Origin of the sequence: Sinomonas humi, assembly GCF_000802235.1 — a bacterium.
Taxonomy (GTDB): domain Bacteria; phylum Actinomycetota; class Actinomycetes; order Actinomycetales; family Micrococcaceae; genus Sinomonas; species Sinomonas humi.
In genome coordinates, this window is sequence record NZ_JTDL01000033.1 from 91,368 (window position 1) to 110,558 (window position 19,191).

Consider the following 19,191-nt stretch of genomic DNA (forward strand, 5'->3'; position numbering starts at 1 on the left):
GGCCTACCATGCGAAAGGCCTCTCCCACGTGATCACTGTCCAAGACCTCGAACTCCGCGCCGGCGCGCGCCTGCTCATGGACGGAGTGACGTTCCGGATCGACAAGGGAGACAAGATCGGCCTCGTCGGGCGGAACGGAGCGGGCAAGACCACGCTCACGCGCGTCCTTGCGGGCGATGGACTCCCCGCGGCCGGCACGGTCACGCGCAGCGGTGAGATCGGCTACCTCCCGCAGGACCCACGGACCCCGGATATGGAGCAGCTCGCGCGCGACCGTATCCTCTCAGCGCGCGGTCTCGACGTCGTCGTCCGCAAGCTCCGCGAGACGCAGACGGCGATGGCGAGCGGAGACGCCGAGGTCCAACGGAAGGCGATGGCGCGCTATGACAGGCTCGAGGCGGAGTTCCTGGCCGGGGGCGGGTACGCGGCCGAGGCGGAGGCGGCAGCGATCTCGGCGAATCTGGCGCTGCCGGACCGCATCCTGAACCAGCCGCTCCGCACGCTCTCGGGTGGACAGCGACGGCGCGTTGAACTCGCGCGGATCCTGTACTCGGCGGCCGACACGCTGCTCCTCGACGAGCCCACCAACCACCTCGACGCTGACTCCATCGCATGGCTCCGGGACTTCCTCAAGGCGCATCAGGGCGGTCTCATCGTAATCTCGCACGACGTCGATCTGCTCGAGGCAACGGTCAACAAGGTCTTCCACCTCGACGCGAACCGGGCCGCGATCGACATCTACAACATGGGCTGGAAGCGGTACCTCACCCAGCGCGAGACCGATGAGCGCGCACGACGGCGCGAGCGGGCCAACGCCGAAAAGAAGGCTCAGGTGCTCCTCGACCAGGCGAACAAGATGCGCGCGAAGGCGACGAAGGCCGTCGCCGCCCAGAACATGGCCAAGCGCGCCGAGCGCCTGCTCGCGGGGGTCGCTGAGGAGCGCGTCGCGGATCGCGTGGCCGCGCTCCGCTTCCCCGAGCCGGCACCGTGCGGCAAGACTCCGCTGCAGGCGGAGGGGCTCTCGAAGTCCTACGGTTCCCTCGAGATCTTCACAGACGTCGACCTCGCGGTGGACCGCGGCTCGCGCGTTGTCATCCTCGGCCTGAACGGGGCAGGAAAGACCACACTCCTGCGGATGCTCGCGGGGGTCGACTCCCCGGACACGGGGGAAATCCGCGAGGGCCACGGACTCAAGGTCGGGTACTACGCCCAGGAGCACGAGACGCTGGACCCGGACCGCACAGTGCTCGAGAACATGCGCCGCGCCGCCCCCGACCACCTCGGCGATGCCGACGTCCGCAGCATCCTCGGCTCATTCCTCTTCACGGGCGACGACGTCGACAAGCCAGCTGGCGTGCTCTCCGGCGGCGAGAAGACCCGCCTCGCCCTCGCGACGATCGTCGCCTCGAGTGCCAACGTCCTGCTCCTCGACGAGCCCACCAACAACCTCGACCCGGCCAGCCGGCGCGAGATCCTCGGTGCCCTCAAGACCTACAAGGGCGCCGTCGTGATGGTCAGCCACGATGAGGGGGCAGTCGAGGCCCTCAATCCCGAGCGGGTGGTGCTCCTTCCCGACGGCGTGGAGGACCTCTGGAACGCGGACTATCTCGACCTCATCACGCTCGCCTGAGCGATTCGCCAAGGACATTGAGTGCGCGCTCGAGTTCGGAATCGGTGGGTCCGCCGAACCCAATGACGAGTCCTGACACTTGGCTTGTCCTTGCATAGGCGCTCAGCAGGTTGATCTCGAAAGCGGCAGCTCGCGCCGCGTCTCGGGCCTGCACAGCCCGGGCCTCGGGCAGGAGCCACGCCGAATACATGCCGGCGATGGGGGCAGCGAGTTCGGCGTGGGGTGAGAGCGCGGCGACGACTCGGGCCGCGCGCTCTGCGTAGACGCGCCGCGCAGCCCTGACTGTGCGGTCGATCCAGCCGTCCCGCAGGAGCGTGAGCAGCGCCCGCTGGGACGGCCAGGCCGCGCCGCTGTGGGTGACCTCCCGCCGTCGTACGACGGCGTCGATCAGGCCGGGCGGGGGAACGAGCCATCCGATGCGCAGGGTAGGGACAACTGATTTCGCTGCTGTCCCGATGTAGGCAACGCGCTCCCTGTCGAGACTCGCAAGGGCCGGCACGGGGGCGACGTCGTAGCGGAACTCGGAGTCGTAGTCGTCCTCGACGATCACGGCGTCCTCTCGGCGCGCGGTGCCGAGCAGTATCAGCCGATCGGTCGCGGGCATGACGTGGCCGAGCGGGTGCTGGTGGGCTGGCGTCACGTAGGCGGCGACAGCCCCGTTCAGGGACGTGATCGGGCGCGACGCGGGCAGGTCCAGGACGTCTCGACCCGAGGAACGCACGGTCTCGACGGCTGCGCGGTAGCCGGGGTCCTCGATCCCCACCGAACCGGGCGGGAGTTCCGGAAGGAGTTGGCGTAGCGCGTCCGTCGTGCCCGCGGTCACGATGATCTCGTCGGGACCTACGCTCAGTCCGCGCGTGCGGCCAAGGCGCTCGGCGAGGGCTTCCCGCAATTCGAGGAGGCCTCGCGGATCGTCATAGCCGCGCGGCGGCTCGGTCGCGGATACTTCACGCCACGCGCGGCGCCACCCTGCGTCCTGTCGTCGGAAGCCCCACGGCGTCCCGGCGTCGAGCCGGACGAGCGGGGCGTCTGGCTGCCTCGGTCGCCGCGTCCTGCCGCCTTCCGACGGTTGCTGCCGTGCAGCCGCAACGAAGGTGCCCGCTCCGTGGCGTGTCTCGGTCCAGCCTTCGGCCATGAGCTGCTCATAAGCTCTGTCTGCCACCGATCGGGAGAGGCCGAGCTCGGAGGCCAGCGATCGGGTGGAGGGGAGCCGGTCTCCCCGCTGGAGCGTTCCGGCAAGGATGAGGGCGCGGACCTGCCCGGCGATCTGTGAGGGAAGAGGGCTCTGGGCTGCCCGGTCGAGGCTGATGGGTAGGGCCCGCATGAAGCATCCTCTCGAAATGGCCTGCCGGAATCCCGGGAAAGTGGCCCGTGTTCTCAGGCCACTGTTGTTCGAGGATAGAGCCATGGATTCACTTTCACCGACCCCGCGAACCGCCATCAGCCGGGGACGCAACCGAGCCGTCGGGGACAGGGCCCTCCTCCACGCGTTCCTCGAGGAGGCTCTGCTAGCCCATCTCGGCGTCATCGCCGGCGACCACCCGGTGGTTCTTCCGACGGCCTTCGGTGTTGACTTCGATGGCCCCGACAGCGGAGGAACGCTCTATCTGCATGGATCGGTCGCTGCCGGCTGGCTTGCCAAGGCCCTTGGCCGTGATGTCTGCGTCACGATCACTGAACTGGACGGCCTCGTCGCCGGCCGGAGCTCGTTCCACCACTCCATGAACTACCGAAGCGCCGTCGTCATCGGGGCCGCCCGCCTCGTTGATGATCCAGTTGAACGAGAGCGCGCCCTCGCCGCGATCGTCGATCACATGATCCCTGGCCGGTGGGCCACGCTGCGGCCGAGCACGCGCAAGGAGCTCGCGGCGACAGCTGTGCTGGCAGTTCCGCTGGCCGAAGCATCCATGAAGCAGCGGTCTGGCGGGCCGGTAGACGAACCCGAGGACATCGCTGCCGGTGTGTGGGGCGGGCACATCCCGCTCAGCCGACGAGCGGCCGCTCCCGTGCCCGATGGCGACTGTGTGGGCCAGGCGCCGGCGGACGTGGCGGACCGGGCCGCAACGCTAGGCTCGGCTAGCGGACTTCTAGAGGTTCAGCGTCCGTGATCCTTGAGAGGTCGGCGTAGGCGATCGACAGCATCGAACGGTGGTCGCCGGCACCAGCCCAGAGGACGGGATATCCGCTGAGATGCACGTCGATCAGCGTCCGAAGGTGCTGGGGATGCCCGATCGGCGCGACGCCGCCCACGCGCTGGCCCGTGTGGGCGAGCACGAAGGGCGGCGAAGCTCGGCGGATCTTCCCGACGCCGAGGCGCCGTGCGACGAGCTTCGTGTCGACCCGCGCCGCTCCGCTCGCAAGGATGAGCAGGGGATGCCCATCGGCTTCGAAGACAAGGCTGTTGGCGATCGCTCCGAGGGTGCATCCCAAGGCCTGGGCGGCCGCGGCGGCGGTCGGGACGTCGTCGTCGAACGTCCGGACGCTGTCCGGGAGCCCCGCCGCCAGCAGAGCGCGGCGCACGCGCTCGACGGCGGCCGGGTCGCCTTGATCCCCGTGCGTCACCGGTAGCCTTGGGCGTCGAGGATCGCGTCCTCTTCCTCCTCGGCGGTGGGACGCCTGCGCTTCCTCGGGGTGAAGCGCGCTGCTCGCGCCGCGGCCGCGTCCGCGGCGCGCTGGGCTTCGACGTGGTCCAAGCCTTCCTCGCGCGCCGTCGCAGCCGCCTCGGCGGCTTCGGCAGCAGCATCGATCGCCTTGTTCCGTGCGTGCTGGCGTGCGGCGTAGCCAAACCCGATGAACATCAGTACGCCGAAAGCGAGCCACTGGAGTGCGTAGGAGAGGTGCGTTCCGTCGTCGGGCTGGGGCATGGGGAGCGCGGTCGGGGTAACAGCAGCCGCCGGCGACTCACTCGCCATGAGGCCGTACGCCCCCGTCAGGATCGGGTAGTGGAGCTGCGCCGCGTAGTTCGGGAGGTTGATCTCTGCGAGCTGGCCGGCGGGCGCTCCCCGGTTGAGGCTCGCCTCGCTCGGCAGAAGGCGTACGACGACGGTCACCTCGCCTGACGCCGGCGCAGGCACTGAATCCGGCTTGCCCTGCTCCTTGTTGCCGATCGGCAGCCAGCCCCGGTCCACGATGACGGCCTGGCCTGAATCGAGGCGCAGCGGGACGACGACCTCGTACCCTGGCTGTCCGTTGAGCGGCCTGTTCCGGACCACTCGCGTATCTGCGACGTCATATGTGCCGTGCAGGCTGACCTGCTGCCATTCGTGGTCCGAGGAGAGCTGCTTGAACTGGTCCGCCACCTGATCGAACGGAACCGGTGACGCGTTGTAGTTCCGGTTGACGAGGTCGATGACGGCCTGCGTCTCGGCGAGCCGCGACATCTGCCAGCGGCTCAGGAAGACGCACGCGACGGCGAACAGGATTGCAAGGCCGAGATAGGTGAGCCACTGGCGGGAGAAGAGGAATCGGTACACGTCAGCGGTCCCCGTCCTGGCTCGTCACGGTGGGTTCCGAGTGCGGCACCGTCTCAATCCAGAGCGATCGAGTCTGCAGGTAGTCCTCGAGCCAGTCCCGATGCTCGCCGCACGCGAGCCACACCTTCCGCCGATCCGGGGTGTGGATGCGGGGATTGTTCCAGAGCAGCTCCCACCCGGCGGGCGCGCGGCAGCCCTTGCGCGAGCAGACCGCGAATTCCTGCTCACCGTCTGGCAGCATTCCCAGCAGGTTCACCCGTTCTTCTCCTCCTTGCGAACGCTCTCGTTCTGATCACCCGGCGCCTCGTCGGCCCTTCCGCCACCGTCCGTTCGGGCGTCGTCGTCCGTTCCGTTCACCACTTCGCCCGAGAGGACGACGTCGTCCTCGGCCACCCTGCCGTAGCCACCTTCGAGTTGGGCCGGGGGAGGGGCGTCGAGGAGGCCATCGCTCGTTGTTTCCGCCTTGTCCTGCGCGTTCGCGATGACGACCGCGACCCATGGGAGGAAGACCGCGCCTGCAATCGCGATGAGCTTGAGCCACCCGTCGAGGAAGAAGAGCGCCACGATGCAGACCACACGGATAGCCATGGCGGTGGCGTAGCGGACCATGCGTTTATGCATGTCAACGCTGTGGGCCTCGGCCGCCGTCGTGATGCTGTGGACCTCTGGATCCTCCGAGGACCGCTCGTCCTCGGGGCCGTCACCGGTCCCGTCAGTCAATCGCTTCATCACTCTCCCAGTCGATCTATTCTCCCACTGGGCAACCGAGCGGGCTAATCCGCGCGTGCCTGCCGCACCGTTTGGCGCTCGCCGAGCGGCGCGGCGGCCGTGTGGCGGCTAGGATCCTAGACAGACAACGGCAGTCGGACGCCGGCGCGCCCGCCGCTCCCGTCCCACACGCTGCCGGATCACCGACCCCTCGAAGGAGCACTGTGAGCACGGAAGCCCACACCCCGCGCAGCGTCCTCGTCACCGGAGGAAACCGCGGCATCGGACTCGCCATCGCGAAGGCGTTCGCCGCAATCGGCGACAAGGTCGCGGTCACCTACCGTACGCCGACCGAACTCCCCGAGGGCATCCTCGGCGTCCAAGCCGACGTGACGGATGAGGCATCGATAGACAGGGCGTTCACCGAAGTCGAGGCTGCGCACGGACCCGTCGAGGTGCTTGTGGCGAACGCCGGGATCACGAAGGACACCCTTCTCCTGCGGATGAGCGAGGACGATTTCACCTCGGTCCTCGACACCAACCTCACGGGCGCGTTCCGGGTCGTCAAGCGGGCTTCGAAGGGCATGATCCGGCTGCGCCGCGGTCGGGTGATCCTCATCTCATCCGTCTCCGGCCTGTACGGCGCCCCGGGACAGATCAACTACTCGGCTTCGAAGGCTGGCCTTGTGGGCCTAGCGCGCTCGTTCACGCGCGAGCTCGGCTCGCGGGGCATCACGGCGAACGTCGTGGCGCCCGGCTTCATCAACACCGACATGACGGCTGAGCTCCCAGACGAGACGCAGAAGGAATACCTTTCGCGCGTCCCCGCAGGTAGGTTCGCGGACGCGGACGAGGTCGCAAACGTGGTCCGTTGGATCGCGAGCAGCGAGGCTGCCTACATTTCGGGGGCCGTGATCCCGGTCGACGGCGGCCTGGGCATGGGCCATTGATCAGCTGATTGAGAACTTGACCCAAGGAAGGAACGACATGACAGAGCAGGGCACGGCGCAGGCAGCGCCGCTCGCGGGCAAGACGGCGATCGTCACCGGATCGTCGCGGGGCATCGGCGCGTCGACGGCGAAGATCCTCGCCGGCGAGGGAGCCGCCGTCGTCATCAACTACCGGCAGAAGGCGCCCCGGGCGAACAAGATCGTCGCAGAGATCGAGGCCGCCGGGGGGCGCGCGGTTGCCGTGGGCGGGGATCTCACCAACGCGGACGACGTCGAGAAGCTCGCCCAAGCTGCGATCGACGGGTTCGGATCGCTCGACATCCTCGTTCTGAACGCGTCCGGGGGCATGGAGAGCGGACTTGGCGAGGACTACGCCCTGCGGCTCAACCGCGACGCGCAGGTCGCGATGCTCAAAGCGGCCGTGCAGCGCATGAAGCCCGGTTCGCGCGTGGTCTTCGTCACGAGCCATCAGGCCCACTTCATCGACTCTGTCCCCACGATGGACGCCTATGAGCCGGTCGCACGCTCAAAGCATGCAGGGGAACTTGCGCTGCGGGAGCTTCTCCCGTGGCTCGAGGAGAAGGGCATCACGTTCGTCGTGGTCTCGGGCGACATGATCGAGGGCACCATCACGGCCACGCTCCTCGAGCGCGCGGCGCCCGGTGCCATTGAGTCCCGACGTGAGGCGGCGGGCAAGCTGTACTCCGTCGACGAGTTTGCCGCCGAGGTTGCCAAGATGGTTACAGCGGAGGTCCCGAGCGGTCACACGGAGTTGGTCGGCGGCGCGGAGCACTTCACCGGCTGACTTCGGCCCCTTGGGCGGCGTGCGGAAGTGGCCACTCGTCGCCCGAGATCTGGCCACTCGTCAGGGAGTCAAATCCTCCTCGACGAGTGGCCACTTCTTTCCCGACGCGTGGCCACTTCTCGCGCGATCCATGGCCACTTCTCGTCACACTCCGGCGAAGTGCCTCACCACATCGAGGTAGGGGAGGTCGACGGCGGCATCGGCCGCCGCGCGGACAGCTGGCTTGGCGTGGAATGCCACCCCCAAGCCCGCAGCCCCGAGCATGTCGAGGTCGTTCGCGCCGTCGCCCACGGCAATGCACGCCTCGAGCGGCACGCCGCGCTCGGCAGCCCAGGCACGGAGGCTGTGCTCCTTCACGGCCCGGTCCACGACCTCGCCGACAACCCTTCCCGTGAGGCGGCCGTCTACGATCTCGAGTTCGTTCGCTCGCCAGAAGTCGAGTGAAAGCCGGTCGGCGAGCGGAGCGAGGATCTGGTTGAAGCCGCCGGAGACGACCGCCACCGCATGCCCCGCGGAATGGAAGGCTGAAACAAGTTCGGCCGCGCCGGGCGTCAGCAGGACCGCCTCCCGGACCCTATCGATGACCTCGACCGGAAGACCCTCAAGCGTTCGCACCCGCGCGTGCAGGCTCTGCGCGAAGTCGAGTTCGCCGCGCATCGCGGCCTCCGTCACGGCTGCCACCTCGGCGCGCTTGCCCGCATGTTCGGCGAGGAGCTCGATGACTTCCTGCTGGATGAGGGTGGAGTCGACGTCCATGATGAGAAATTTGCTCGCGGCTTCCTGGACTCGGGCCGGGACGAGCGCAGCCTCCGCCTCGCCGAGTGCGGCGAGTGCGCCGCGCGCCTCGGTGAGGCGGGCGTCGTCGAGCTCGACGGCGGCGGTCAGGACCTCGTAGCGGCTATCGCCCGAGGGCACGAATTCCCCCACTGACGCCCCGAATGGGGCAAGGAGCTCGGCGGCCGTGGCTCCCGCCTTCGGCAACAGCGTGCGGGCAGACAGGACCAAGGCGAAGCGGGATGGCATAGGCCAGATTCTATCGACCGACCCGGCGGTTCGCCCACGGCGGAAGTCTGCAATAGTGTCTACTTCCATGAACGATGTACTCCGGCTATCCGGCGTGAGCGTGGTCCGCGGCGCCAAAACGCTTCTCGACGGCGTCGACTGGAAGGTCCGCGAGGGGGAGCGCTGGGTAGTTCTGGGGCCGAACGGTGCTGGCAAGACGACCCTTCTCCAGCTCGCTGCCGCACGTATGCACCCCACGCGGGGCACGGTCCAGATCCTCGACGAGACGCTCGGCAGGGTGGACGTGTTCGATCTGCGCCCGCGGATCGGCCTCGCCTCCGCCGCCCTTGCGAACCAGATCCCCGAGCATGAGAAGGTGCTCAACGTCGTCGTAACTGCTGCCTACGGCGTGACGGGCCGGTGGCGGGAGGCGTATGAGAAGGACGACGAGCGCCGGGCCTTCGGGCTCCTCAACGAGTGGGGCATGGGCCCCCTTCTGGGCAGAGTCTTCTCCACCTTGAGCGAGGGCGAGCGCAAGCGCGTCCAGATCGCCCGGGCCCTCATGACAGATCCCGAACTGCTCTTACTGGACGAGCCCGGCGCGGGTTTGGATCTCGGCGGTCGTGAGGAGCTTGTGTACAAGCTCAGTGAGCTTGCGCAGGACGAGTTCGCTCCCGCGCTAGTGCTCGTAACCCACCACCTCGAAGAGGTCCCGCCCGGGTTCACCCACGCCTTGCTTCTCCGCGACGGGCACGTAGTTGCCGAAGGGGAGATCGACGGCGTCTTGACCGAGAAGAACCTGAGCGAGACATTCGGGTTGCCGCTTGACGTCGCGGCGAACGCCGGTCGTTACACCGCTGTCCGCCGGGCGACCGCCGGCGCGGCCGTCTGATCGTGAACATCTGGGGCGACCTGCTCGTCTTCGTAGCTGGTCTCTGGGCTGGAACGATCAACACGATTGTCGGCTCAGGTTCACTCGTGACGTTCCCCGTCCTTGTCGCGCTGGGCTACCCACCCGTCAACGCGATCATCTCGAATGCGATGGGCCTCGTGGCTGGCGGCTTCTCCGGCGCCTGGGGCTACCGGCGCGAGGCCGCGAGCTCGTGGCGGACTCTGCTGCGGCTCCTGCCGGTCTCCTTCGTCGGCGGCCTTCTTGGCGCGATCCTCCTGCTCCATCTGCCGGAGAGCGTCTTCGGCTTCGTAGCGCCCGTGCTGGTTGTCGTTGCGATCCTGCTCGTCATTTTCCAGCCGCGACTTGCTGCGTGGGCGAAGCGGCGTCAGGCGCTCACCAATGTCACGCCCGAAGAGGCCGACCACCAGAAGCTGCCGCTGATTCTGTACGTGCTGGTGTTCATCATCGGCGTGTACGGAGGGTACTTCACGGCCGCCCAGGGAGTCCTGCTGATGGCGGTGCTCGGGATCTTCTTCCACGGAACTCTCCAGCAGGCGAACGCAGTGAAGGTGATCCTGAGCCTCGTCGTGAACCTCATCGCAGCGGTTTCGTACCTGCTGCTGGCATTCGACAGGATCAACTGGCTTGTCGTGCTGCTGATTGCGGTCGGCTCGCTTCTCGGCGGGTTCCTTGGGGCCGGCATCGGGCGTCGGATGTCTCCGAACGTCCTCCGTGTTGTCATCGTGGTCCTCGGCATTGTCGCGCTCATCAACCTCCTCGGGAAGCTTGTGGCGTGAGCGTCGTCCGCATTGAGGGCGCGGATGATCCGCGGGTAGCCGACTACACGAGCCTGACCGACGTGCACCTCCGGAAGGTCCGTGAGCCAGCCGAGGGCCTGTACATCGCTGAATCGTCGCGCGTGCTGCGGCGAGCATTGGCGGCTGGCCACCAGCCGCGTTCGTTCTTTCTCGCTGCGAAGTGGCTTGACGGCCTCGCAGATGTTCTGGATGCATTTCCGGAAGTGCCGGCCTTCGTGGGGCCGCCAGAACTGCTGGAGGAGATCACCGGCTTCCATCTCCACCGGGGTGCGATGGCAGCGATGCACCGTCCCCCGCCGGTTCCGGTCGAGGATCTGCTTGCCGAAGCCCACAGCGTCGCCGTTCTCGAAGACACCGTGGACCACACGAACGTCGGTGGTCACAAAGTACAAGAGCCTGATCGCCGTCGCCGGCCGGGGCGTTCGAGGATCGGAGTGCTCGAGGACTTGACCGATCATACAAACGTCGGGGCCGTCTTCAGATCAGCTGCGGCGATCGGAGTCGATGCCATGCTGGTGACGCCGCAGTGTGCCGACCCGCTGTACCGCCGCTCCATCCGGGTCTCGATGGGCACAGTCTTCCAAGTGCCGTGGACGCGGATCGACCCGTGGCCGCAGGGGATCCAGCAGCTGAAGGAAGCGGGCTATTTCGTGGCAGGCATGTCCCTGGGGGCGGGGGCCATCACTCTTGATGAGCTGGTGGCCCAGGATCATCAGAACCTGGTGCTGGTCTTCGGGACCGAGGGAGACGGGCTCAAGCCCGAGACCGATCGGCTGCTCGACGCGAGGGTGACCATTCCGATGATGAACGGCGTGGACTCGCTCAACGTCGCTGCCGCGTCTGCTGTTGCCTTCTACGCGGCGAGGTAGCTGGTGACGGACGACAGCAAGCGGATGCTGCCACCGGTGCGGCTCGCGCTCCGACGGCTTGCCGAGGACCGGCAGTTCATGGAACTGGTGGCATCGCTCCGTGCCGAACGGGGGAGGACTGGCACTAAGTCGGCATTGCGGCCGTCAGGGTCCGCGGGGTGAAGTTCGGCCGCAAGGGCCAAACCCGAGGACGAGGCTCAGGACGCGCAGCGCAAGCACCGTCGCCGCGGCCTCATCTCAGAGACCCGGAGCAGCCGGAGCGTGCTCTCCTCGAGCACCTGCCGGTCCTGCGCGAGGCATACAAAGCGGAGCCCTTGGCCACTTAGGAGGGCAGCCCCTCATGCGGCATGAGCATGCCGCTTCGAAGGAGCCCCCGGAGGAACCGGCACGGCCACTGCTCACCGCACTGTACGCAGGTGTCCCCGACGGCCTCTCCGGATGGGCGGTGCTTCTCGACCGCGGGCCCCCACGTCTCGGCTCCGATCTTCTGGGGCGGGGAGCCTTGGTCCATTGTGCGCTGGACCTGCTCCACGATCCGGCGATACACCGGCCTCGAAGGTTCACGTTCCATGCACACCCCTACCCATCGATCACTCAAACGGCCCATATATGGGATATAGCATGAGCCAGCGGAGCGGCGCTTGAGGGCGCAGAGGCGGAAGAGGATGGCCAAGGCGCTCAGCGGCTGGCACTGGCGTGGCACGCCCGAGCCGGCGCTCACTGATCTCGTGATTCCCTTAGGCGCGGTACTCCCCGCAAGGGCCTTCACCCCCGGCCCGCACCGCTCAGAAGCCGAATGCAAGGCCAGGGGAAGCCGAATCTCAAGGAACTACGGGCATCGCAAGGTTCGCATTGGGTTGCCGCAAGAGTGCCCAAGAAGGGCCAAGCCGGGCGCGGTGGACCCCTAGCGTGAAGTTGTCGGCGCTTCCCGCCGCACTATCCGCTCCAGCAGCAGGGCGGCCGGGCTCGGCCGCGAGGTTCGGGGAACCTCCTCTTCTCTCTCAGCAGCCGCAGGCCCACCTTCGAAATCCGACGCGAGCCAGGAATTCCTGGCTGCCATCCCGGGCATACCTGTGCCCGGACGACGAAAGAGAACCAGCATCATGCGCAAGTCCCACAAGATCATGCTCGCCGCCGGCCTCGGCGTGGCCGCCCTCGCCGGCGGCACCGCTTTCACCGGCACGGGTGTGACCGACAACGCCGGCGCCACCCAGTTCCTCGGCGGTACCGTCTCCCAGTCCGTCACCGGCGCAACCCTCGCCTCGGTGGCCTACGGCTTCGCCGATGCACCCGCGAACACCGAGGTCAACTCCATCACCCTGACCTTCGGCGACGCCACGGGCGCGAAGACCCCGACGATCTCGCTGAACAACGGCTCCGGCACGGCGTTCACCTGCACCGCCATCGACGGCACGTACTTCAAGTCCACCTGCACGCCCGCCACGTCCGGCACCTACCAGACGGGCCTCGAGAGCGTCGCCGTCACCGTCAGCTGACCCTGACCTCACGGTCGGCCTGCCCCAGCAGCTAGGGGGCCGGCCGACCGAGGCGCCGCACCACGCCACACCTGTCCTCGCCGAACTCCTGAAAGGCGCACGTGAAGCACCTGCTGATGCGCATCCTGCCAGTCTGCGCCACCGTCGCGGCAGTGGTGGGTGCCGTCCTGTGCCTGCTTCTGGTCTCAGGACAGGCCCGCGTCGTGGTGACGCACGGCGTGAGCATGAACCCCGTCTACTACCAAGGCGACCTCGTCGTCGTCGCCCGCGCCGAGACCTACAAGGTGGGGGACATCGTCGCCTACCACGTCCACGGCGGCTCGGTAGTCGCCCTGCACAGGATCATCGGCGGGAACGCCGACGGTTTCACCATCAAAGGCGACAACAACCAGTCCACCGACATCGACCACCCCACCTCCGCTCAGATCATCGGCAAGGCCATCCTGCACGTCCCCCAGGCCGGGACCGCCCTGAAGGCCCTCGCCAGCCCGCCCGTGCTGTCTCTGGCAGCCTTCGCCCTCCTCGGCGGGAGCACCAGAGCCCTGACCCGACGCCGGCGCCGACGCGCCCGAAGGAAGACCGCCATGTCCCGGCACCTCGACACCGCCGCCCCTGAACGCCCCCGCGCCCTCGCGGGCCTCCTGCGCCAGCCCTTCCGGCCATGGGCCGGGGCGGCAGCCGCAGCCGCCGTGCTCTCCGCGGCGCTGGGCGCCTGGGCCTGGACGGGCCCAGCAGGACCCGCAGCGCCCGGCACCACGGCCCAGGGGCAGAGCATGAGCTTCTCCTACACCGCCCCCGTCCACCAGAGCCCCGCCTACGACGGCACGACAGTCTCCTCGCCGGACCCCGTGTTCCGTCGCGTCCTCGCCGGGGCCATCACGGTCGCCTACACCTACCACGGCCCCTCCGGCACGATCGGAGTCGACGCCCAGCTCTCCAACGCCGGAGGCTGGCACACCACCATCCCCTTGACCGCACCTGCCCCCTTCGCCGGCACCGCCCACTCCGGCACGGTCCAGCTGGACCTGTCCGTCCTTGAGGCAAGGGCCGAGGCGGCGGCCGTGGCCAGCGGGACCCAGGCTTCCCCGGTGACTGTCGCAGTCGTCCCCACCGTGCACGCAGCCGGCACGGACTACAGCCCGGCGCTCAGGCTCACCCTCACCCCGCTCCAGCTCAGCCTCGCGGACGCCGCATCGCTCACGTCCCAGGCGCCAGCTGCCGCTGCCTCGCCTGCGTCCCAACGGAAGCTGACCCTCGGGGCCTGGTCCCTGACTGCGGTTGCCGCCCGGCCGCTCTCGGGCGGGGTCTTCGCCGCCGCGCTCCTGGCCTTGGCAGCCCTCGCCGTCGCCGGCCGACGCCGCGGACCCGTGGGCGAGGCGGAGGAGATCCGGGGCCGGTGGGGGAGCCTGCTGGTGCCCGTGCACCCCATGCCCACCCCGCTTGGGCGTGCCGTGGTCGACGTCGCCGACTTCGCCACCCTGGCCCGGCTCGCCGAACGCTACGGCCTGCTGGTCCTGCACTGGTCCCGCAGCGGGGTGGAGACCTTCCTCGTCAACGACGAGAGCACCGCCTACCGCTACCGCACCGGGAACACCACGGCACAGGCGTCCGACGTGGCCGAAGCCACCGAGGCGGAAGAGTCGGTCAGGTCATTAGGGGGAGCCTGAATGGACCGTGGCCGCCTCCGCCGCACCCTGAGGAGAAGACGCTGCGGGACCAGGTGTGCGGAATCCTTCGCGAAGCCCTTGAGGGCCACGGACTGCCCGAGGAGAGCAAGGACCGCCTCCGTGCCCTCATCTCGGAGCATCGGGAGCAGCCGGAGCGTGCCCTCATCGAGCACCTGGGTTCTCTGCGCGGCGACGACGGAGCGGAGCTCTTGGCCAGCTAGTAGAGATCAGGATGGCCCGTCTGGTTCAGGGCAGCGGAGACGGCGGCCCATGGATTGCGCCATTGAGCAGGGCTGTTGGTCCCAAGCGTTCCGCACAGGAAAGGCGGCCAACCAGGGCGATTGAAGGACGGATCCTCCTCGCTGCCTCTTGTGGGCGCGCGGTCGAGACGCTGGCAGCACGGACCGCAGGCCCTCGCACCGGAGTTGGTTCCTCCGCCGCAGGACGTCGAACCCAAGGGGTTTGGCTGGAGCGGCCCGGGGCAATTCATGGTTGATAGCAACATTTGCATTGGGGCACGGATTGGGAGCGGCACGCGGGGCAGCCCGTCCCCGTTGCTCCGGCTCACCCCAGCGCTCCCGGTCCCGTTCGGAAGGACGAGAAGATGCAGTACCAGACGGAACAGAAGAAGCAAGTGAAACAAGCCCGGCAGGGCACCTCCCATCTGGTTCTCTCCGAGTACCAGCGGAAGCAGGTAAATGAATTCGAGGACATGTCGCACGAGTTCAGGCGCCTGTTCAGCGAGTTCCTCGGGACTTTCTTCCTGGTCCTTACAGCGTGCGGGGCGCCAGCGGTGGCGGGCTTCGGCGGTTCGGTCAGCCGCGCCGCAGAGGTCACCGCTCCCGGTCTGATGGTCGCCGCCATCATCCTCTTCATGGGGACCAACTCCGGGGCCCACCTCAATCCGGTGGTCACCCTCGCGTTCTCGCTCAGGGGAGATTTCCACTGGAAGAGGGTGCCCGGATATGTCGTCGCCCAGGTCCTCGGTGCTGTGGCCGCCCCTGCGGTCCTCCGCATGGTCTTCGGTCCTTCGGCGGACCTGGGGCTGACCGTCGTCGGGCCCCACTTCTCCCCAGTGCAGGGGTTCGCAGTCGAAGCGCTGCTGACGTTCGGGCTCATCAGCGTCGTCCTGGGGGCGGCATCAGGTGCGCAGAACATCGGTCCACTGGCAGCGCTGGCAGCAGGAAGCTACATAGTCCTGGCCGGACTGTGGGGATCTCCCGTCTCGGGCGCGTCGATGAACCGACCCGTTCCTTCGGACCGGCGCTGGTAGCGGGAAACTTCGCCGACTTCTGGATCTACCTCGCAGGGCCTGGCCTCGGCGCTGTTGCGGCAGTCCTTGCCGCCTACGTGCTTCGGGGCCGCGGCGGCGGCAAAGTTGCGTCCAAGGCAGCCCAAGGGATCATCACGTGACCGGGGCCCGTGACGGGGACTCAAGCGTGGGCAGCGAAGATGGCGGAGGGAAGCCCTCATGGAATATCGCCTGATGTGCCTTTCATCTTCTGGCAAGCCGTGCAGGATGCCGGAGGTCAGCCTCGTGGCGCAGAACCTCGATGCCGCCAAAGTCATGGCCGAGCGCAGCATCGAGCGCTTCGGCGGCCCGTTCAGCCTTGCGCCGGAAGTGGTCCTCTCGGATCCCTCGGAGCCATGGGTGGTGCGATCCCGATGGATCCGCGGACATGGCTGGGTGGACGGTCCCCGGCAAAGGGCCTGAATGGGGTTCGGGAAGCCAATTCCCACGTCGGTGAATCGTGTAGTTCCAGGACGCCCGGCTCATGGGCAGAGCGAGCTCCAGCTTGGCCCAGGAAGCGGAGCGCAAGTCCGTGGAGCGGGGAGCGGCAACAGAGGAACGCGACCGGAAACGGGAGAAACAAGTAGCTCGGCCCCATACCTCCCCGTCCCCAGGCCAGGCGCGGCGTCAGGAGCCTTCAGCTGGAACGCGGCGCCGAAGGAACCCGGGCCGGCGATCCAATGCGCGCCGGCCCGAGTCGCTTCCCTCAGGAAACCTTCTCCATACTGTGGCCGCAGCAGCACTTGGGGGCCTGATCGCCCCCGTCTCCGTCCTTCGCTCCTTTGGTGACTTGGATCTCGCATCCGCAGTCTTGATCAGGGCAGCGATATGTCTCGCCCGTCTGCAGTGCCATTTGTCCTCCTTCAGTGTTGGTGGATTCAGCCGTTCTCACGCAGCGTCTGCTGTGCATCCCGACATGCCGGTCTTACCCTCTTCCGATGCCCGCTACGCGAGAGGGCGGCGGGTGCATGCACCGGCTTCCAAGCCCCGAGTAGGTCACCTTCACAGGCCAAGAAGCGGCCGAAGGCAGAGCGGACGCTGCGATGCCCCATTTATGCCTTCGAGCGTGGTGCCTCGCCGCCCTCGGCAGCTGTCGTTTCCGTTCCCGCCTTCGCGGGCATTTCTAGTGCGAGGGCGCAAGGGGCGCGAGCACCGTCAGCCGGACGGCGGCCAGCAGCGGGCCCTTGGGCCGAGTGGCAGGGGATGGCGGCGGGAGACCAGAGGGGAATCTGCATGATCGAATCGGACATCGACTACTACTTCGACCCGGTGTGCCCATTCGCTTGGCTGACGAGCAAATGGGTGCGCAGCGTAGCGCGGCAGCGCGGCTACCGGGTGAACTGGCGGTTCATCTCGCTGCGGATGCTCAATGCCCACATCGACTACGACCGGCATTTTCCGCCCGGCTACGAGGCCGGCCACACCTCGGGCCTGCGCCTGCTGCGGGTAGCCGCCCGGGCCCGTGCCGAGCACGGACCCGCCGTCGTCGGGCCCCTGTACGAGGCCATCGGGGCCCAGGTGTTCGATGCCGACTCCTCGGGCGATCTGGACCCGGCGGTACGTGGGAGCCGGGATTTCGTTGAGCCGCTGCTGGCTGAAGCCGGCCTTCCGACTCATCTGGCCGAGGCCCTGGAGGACACCGGTTGGGACGCGGAGCTGCGCGACGAGACCGATCGGGCGCTCTCCCTGACGGGCAGGGATGTCGGCACCCCGATCGTCCATTTCCGGCCGCCTGAGGGCACCGCGTTTTTCGGACCCGTGATCAGCCGCATACCCACGGAGGAGGACGCGGTGCCCCTGTGGGACCACGTCGTCGGGCTCGCGTCGTTCCCGGGCTTCGCCGAGCTCAAGCGGAGCCTGCGGGAGCGGCCCCAGCTGCGCAGCTTCGGGGTCGCGCCGGGGGAAGCGGGCCAGGAGGAGGACTGGCACGGCGGTAGCCGGCGGCTCAAGGGGTGAGAGCAGTGGGCGGGGTCGCTGACTACGTTCTTCTAGTCCTCAGGCTTCACGCCCACGGGCGCCGGGGTGTAGCCCTGCCCGCCGCCGTGACGACCGGGCTTCGAGGGTCATTGTTCTGGTCTTCCTTCTCGTCCTGCTTGTCCTGATCTTGATCGCTCATCGCGATTCCTCCTGATGCTCATGGCCAGATTCGGACTGCGGGCGGGGTCTTCGACGAGGGGAGGCCGCTCCTTCCCAGAACCTCCGGCGCTCATCGGTTGTCTCTCGAGGGGTTGTTGCTTCGGCTTTCGAGGGTTACGGTCGGGGGGCCGGGCTCAAAAACCTCAAGGAGGCCGTTCCAGCACGCTGTCTGGAAGGCTCTTCTGCTTCTCAAGGGGGCTGCATGGCCATCGATCGAGCGACAGCAGGGGCCGCAACGCAGGGCGTGGGGGAAGCGCCCCGCTCGATGGGCCGGGTGGTCGTCTCGTGGCTCACCACCACAGACCATAAGACGATCGGCTACCTGTACCTGATCACCTCGTTCATCTTCTTCTGCCTCGGTGGGGTGATGGCCCTCCTGATGCGGGCGGAGCTCTTCGAGCCGGGTATGCAGATCCTCCAGTCGAAGGACCAGTACAACCAGCTCTTCACAGCCCACGGAACCGTCATGCTCCTGCTGTTCGCCACTCCGCTCTTCGCGGGGTTCACGAACGTTGTCATGCCACTGCAGATCGGGGCCCCTGATGTCGCCTTCCCCAGGCTCAATGCGCTCTCCTACTGGTTCTATCTCTTCGGAGCGGTCATCGTCGTCGCCGGATTCCTGACTCCCCAAGGCGCGGCCCCCTTCGGCTGGTTCGCCTATGCCCCGCTGAACAACACGACCTTCACCCCGGGGGTGGGCGGGGACATGTGGGTGTTCGGGCTGGCACTGGCCGGCTTTGGCACGATCCTCGGCGGAGTCAACTTCATCACGACGATCATCTGCATGCGTGCCCCGGGCATGACCATGTGGCGCATGCCGATCTTCACGTGGAACGCCCTCATCACCTCGATCCTGGTGCTCATGGCGTTCCCGCCGCTCGCCGCAGCGCTCTTCGGCCTCGGCGCCGACCGCCGCTTCGGCGCCCACATCTTCGACCCACAGAACGGGGGAGCCATCCTGTGGCAGCACCTGTTCTGGTTCTTCGGCCACCCAGAGGTGTACATCATCGCCCTGCCGTTCTTCGGCATCGTCTCGGAGATCTTCCCGGTCTTCAGCCGCAAGCCGGTCTTCGGCTACAAGGGCCTCGTGTTCGCGACCATCAGCATTGCGGCGCTGTCAGTGACCGTGTGGGCTCACCACATGTATGTCACCGGGGCGGTCCTGCTGCCGTTCTTCTCCTTCATGACGATGCTCATCGCGGTCCCGACAGGGGTGAAGTACTTCAACTGGATCGGCACGATGTGGCGAGGCTCGCTCACGTTCGAGACGCCGATGCTGTGGAGCCTGGGCTTCCTCATCACGTTCCTCTTCGGTGGGCTCACCGGCATCATCCTGTCCTCGCCGCCGCTGGACTTCCACGTCTCCGACACGTACTTCGTGGTCGCCCACTTCCACTACGTCGTCTTCGGCACCGTCGTGTTCGCGATGTTCGCCGGGTTCTACTTCTGGTGGC

General features: G+C 67.6%; 20 protein-coding genes and 1 pseudogene. 14 read left to right on the forward strand and 7 right to left on the reverse strand.

Features of this window, described 5'->3' with window-relative positions; genetic code table 11:
• The first annotated feature begins 28 nt into the window (after positions 1-28).
• Entirely contained in the window at positions 29-1,630 is a 1,602-nt protein-coding gene (locus LK10_RS02070) for an ABC-F family ATP-binding cassette domain-containing protein (protein ID WP_043119763.1), read from the forward strand.
• Here the strand turns inward: LK10_RS02070 and pdxR are convergent.
• Complete coding sequence (gene pdxR, locus LK10_RS02075) at positions 1,617-2,954, reverse strand: MocR-like pyridoxine biosynthesis transcription factor PdxR (protein WP_043119766.1); 1,338 nt, start codon at positions 2,952-2,954, stop codon at positions 1,617-1,619. The two genes, LK10_RS02070 and pdxR, sit on opposite strands and share 14 nt — an antisense overlap.
• A gap of 82 nt (positions 2,955-3,036) precedes the next feature.
• Between pdxR and LK10_RS02080 the strand changes: the two genes are divergently transcribed.
• Positions 3,037-3,738 (forward strand): pyridoxamine 5'-phosphate oxidase family protein, encoded by a 702-nt coding sequence (locus LK10_RS02080; RefSeq protein ID WP_043119768.1) that lies wholly within the window; start codon positions 3,037-3,039, stop codon positions 3,736-3,738.
• On the opposite strand, the gene LK10_RS02085 is transcribed toward LK10_RS02080, so the two are convergent.
• Genes LK10_RS02085 through LK10_RS02100 form a run of 4 tightly spaced genes read right to left on the reverse strand, consistent with a single transcriptional unit; the run spans position 3,707 to position 5,832 of the window.
• On the reverse strand, positions 3,707-4,192 hold the full coding sequence (locus tag LK10_RS02085; protein WP_043119769.1) for a YbaK/EbsC family protein: 486 nt from the start codon (positions 4,190-4,192) through the stop codon (positions 3,707-3,709). The genes LK10_RS02080 and LK10_RS02085 overlap by 32 nt on opposite strands.
• Entirely contained in the window at positions 4,189-5,103 is a 915-nt protein-coding gene (locus tag LK10_RS02090) for an SURF1 family cytochrome oxidase biogenesis protein (protein WP_043119770.1), read from the reverse strand. Before LK10_RS02090 ends, LK10_RS02085 begins: the two co-directional genes overlap by 4 nt.
• Before the next feature lies 1 nt (position 5,104).
• Entirely contained in the window at positions 5,105-5,344 is a 240-nt protein-coding gene (locus LK10_RS02095; protein WP_052206844.1) for a hypothetical protein, read from the reverse strand.
• 11 nt (positions 5,345-5,355) lie between these two features.
• The gene (locus tag LK10_RS02100; protein WP_052206837.1) at positions 5,356-5,832 is read right to left on the reverse strand and encodes a DUF3099 domain-containing protein; all 477 of its coding nucleotides are present in this window, start codon (positions 5,830-5,832) and stop codon (positions 5,356-5,358) included.
• Positions 5,833-6,035: 203 nt separating this feature from the next.
• Between LK10_RS02100 and fabG the strand changes: the two genes are divergently transcribed.
• A complete protein-coding gene (gene fabG, locus LK10_RS02105) occupies positions 6,036-6,761 on the forward strand; it encodes a 3-oxoacyl-ACP reductase FabG (protein ID WP_043119771.1) in 726 nt (241 codons plus the stop codon).
• Between the two features lie 37 nt (positions 6,762-6,798).
• Positions 6,799-7,566: an SDR family oxidoreductase gene (locus LK10_RS02110; protein WP_043119772.1), complete on the forward strand. Its 768-nt coding sequence runs from the start codon at positions 6,799-6,801 to the stop codon at positions 7,564-7,566.
• Positions 7,567-7,710: 144 nt separating this feature from the next.
• Here LK10_RS02110 and serB read toward each other — a convergent pair whose 3' ends face one another.
• Positions 7,711-8,589, reverse strand: a complete 879-nt coding sequence (gene serB / locus LK10_RS02115; RefSeq protein ID WP_043119773.1) for a phosphoserine phosphatase SerB — start codon at positions 8,587-8,589, stop codon at positions 7,711-7,713.
• A 67-nt stretch (positions 8,590-8,656) separates the two neighbouring features.
• Here serB and LK10_RS02120 point away from each other — a divergent pair, with 67 nt between their 5' ends.
• Genes LK10_RS02120 through LK10_RS02130 form a run of 3 tightly spaced genes read left to right on the forward strand, consistent with a single transcriptional unit; the run spans position 8,657 to position 11,147 of the window.
• Positions 8,657-9,460 carry an ABC transporter ATP-binding protein gene (locus LK10_RS02120; protein ID WP_043119774.1) on the forward strand — a complete coding sequence of 268 codons (804 nt, stop codon included), beginning with the start codon at positions 8,657-8,659 and terminating at the stop codon, positions 9,458-9,460.
• Positions 9,461-9,462: 2 nt separating this feature from the next.
• The gene (locus LK10_RS02125) at positions 9,463-10,257 is read left to right on the forward strand and encodes a sulfite exporter TauE/SafE family protein (RefSeq protein WP_043119775.1); all 795 of its coding nucleotides are present in this window, start codon (positions 9,463-9,465) and stop codon (positions 10,255-10,257) included.
• A complete protein-coding gene (locus LK10_RS02130; protein ID WP_043119776.1) occupies positions 10,254-11,147 on the forward strand; it encodes a TrmH family RNA methyltransferase in 894 nt (297 codons plus the stop codon). Before LK10_RS02125 ends, LK10_RS02130 begins: the two co-directional genes overlap by 4 nt.
• A gap of 322 nt (positions 11,148-11,469) precedes the next feature.
• Here the strand turns inward: LK10_RS02130 and LK10_RS02135 are convergent, their stop codons facing one another.
• Positions 11,470-11,718 (reverse strand): hypothetical protein, encoded by a 249-nt coding sequence (locus LK10_RS02135; protein ID WP_156143991.1) that lies wholly within the window; start codon positions 11,716-11,718, stop codon positions 11,470-11,472.
• Positions 11,719-12,250: 532 nt separating this feature from the next.
• On the opposite strand from LK10_RS02135, the gene LK10_RS02140 reads away from it, so the two are divergent.
• The 7 genes and pseudogenes from LK10_RS02140 to LK10_RS02165 form a co-directional block, all read left to right on the forward strand.
• On the forward strand, positions 12,251-12,643 hold the full coding sequence (locus LK10_RS02140; RefSeq protein ID WP_043119778.1) for a hypothetical protein: 393 nt from the start codon (positions 12,251-12,253) through the stop codon (positions 12,641-12,643).
• A 101-nt stretch (positions 12,644-12,744) separates the two neighbouring features.
• Entirely contained in the window at positions 12,745-14,310 is a 1,566-nt protein-coding gene (locus tag LK10_RS02145; protein ID WP_043119779.1) for a signal peptidase I, read from the forward strand.
• Positions 14,311-14,363: 53 nt separating this feature from the next.
• Positions 14,364-14,531 carry a hypothetical protein gene (locus LK10_RS21650; RefSeq protein ID WP_156143992.1) on the forward strand — a complete coding sequence of 56 codons (168 nt, stop codon included), beginning with the start codon at positions 14,364-14,366 and terminating at the stop codon, positions 14,529-14,531.
• A 491-nt stretch (positions 14,532-15,022) separates the two neighbouring features.
• Positions 15,023-15,723: pseudogene (locus LK10_RS02150) on the forward strand (MIP/aquaporin family protein).
• Between the two features lie 106 nt (positions 15,724-15,829).
• Entirely contained in the window at positions 15,830-16,024 is a 195-nt protein-coding gene (locus LK10_RS02155; RefSeq protein WP_156143993.1) for a hypothetical protein, read from the forward strand.
• A gap of 810 nt (positions 16,025-16,834) precedes the next feature.
• Complete coding sequence (locus LK10_RS02160) at positions 16,835-17,557, forward strand: mycothiol-dependent nitroreductase Rv2466c family protein (RefSeq protein WP_043119781.1); 723 nt, start codon at positions 16,835-16,837, stop codon at positions 17,555-17,557.
• 382 nt (positions 17,558-17,939) lie between these two features.
• On the forward strand, positions 17,940-19,191 hold a 1,252-nt coding region (locus LK10_RS02165), incomplete at its 3' end, for a cbb3-type cytochrome c oxidase subunit I (RefSeq protein WP_043119782.1).

Coding starts and splice junctions, on each gene's coding strand:
- LK10_RS02095 (WP_052206844.1), bottom strand. CDS start 5,344: ATGCTGCCAGACGGTGAGCAGGAATTCGCGGTCTGCTCGCGCAAGGGC.
- LK10_RS02120 (WP_043119774.1), top strand. CDS start 8,657: ATGAACGATGTACTCCGGCTATCCGGCGTGAGCGTGGTCCGCGGCGCC.
- serB (WP_043119773.1), bottom strand. CDS start 8,589: ATGCCATCCCGCTTCGCCTTGGTCCTGTCTGCCCGCACGCTGTTGCCG.
- LK10_RS02140 (WP_043119778.1), top strand. CDS start 12,251: ATGCGCAAGTCCCACAAGATCATGCTCGCCGCCGGCCTCGGCGTGGCC.
- LK10_RS02100 (WP_052206837.1), bottom strand. CDS start 5,832: ATGAAGCGATTGACTGACGGGACCGGTGACGGCCCCGAGGACGAGCGG.
- LK10_RS02110 (WP_043119772.1), top strand. CDS start 6,799: ATGACAGAGCAGGGCACGGCGCAGGCAGCGCCGCTCGCGGGCAAGACG.
- LK10_RS02135 (WP_156143991.1), bottom strand. CDS start 11,718: ATGGAACGTGAACCTTCGAGGCCGGTGTATCGCCGGATCGTGGAGCAG.
- LK10_RS02160 (WP_043119781.1), top strand. CDS start 16,835: ATGATCGAATCGGACATCGACTACTACTTCGACCCGGTGTGCCCATTC.
- pdxR (WP_043119766.1), bottom strand. CDS start 2,954: ATGCGGGCCCTACCCATCAGCCTCGACCGGGCAGCCCAGAGCCCTCTT.
- LK10_RS02155 (WP_156143993.1), top strand. CDS start 15,830: ATGCCGGAGGTCAGCCTCGTGGCGCAGAACCTCGATGCCGCCAAAGTC.
- LK10_RS02080 (WP_043119768.1), top strand. CDS start 3,037: ATGGATTCACTTTCACCGACCCCGCGAACCGCCATCAGCCGGGGACGC.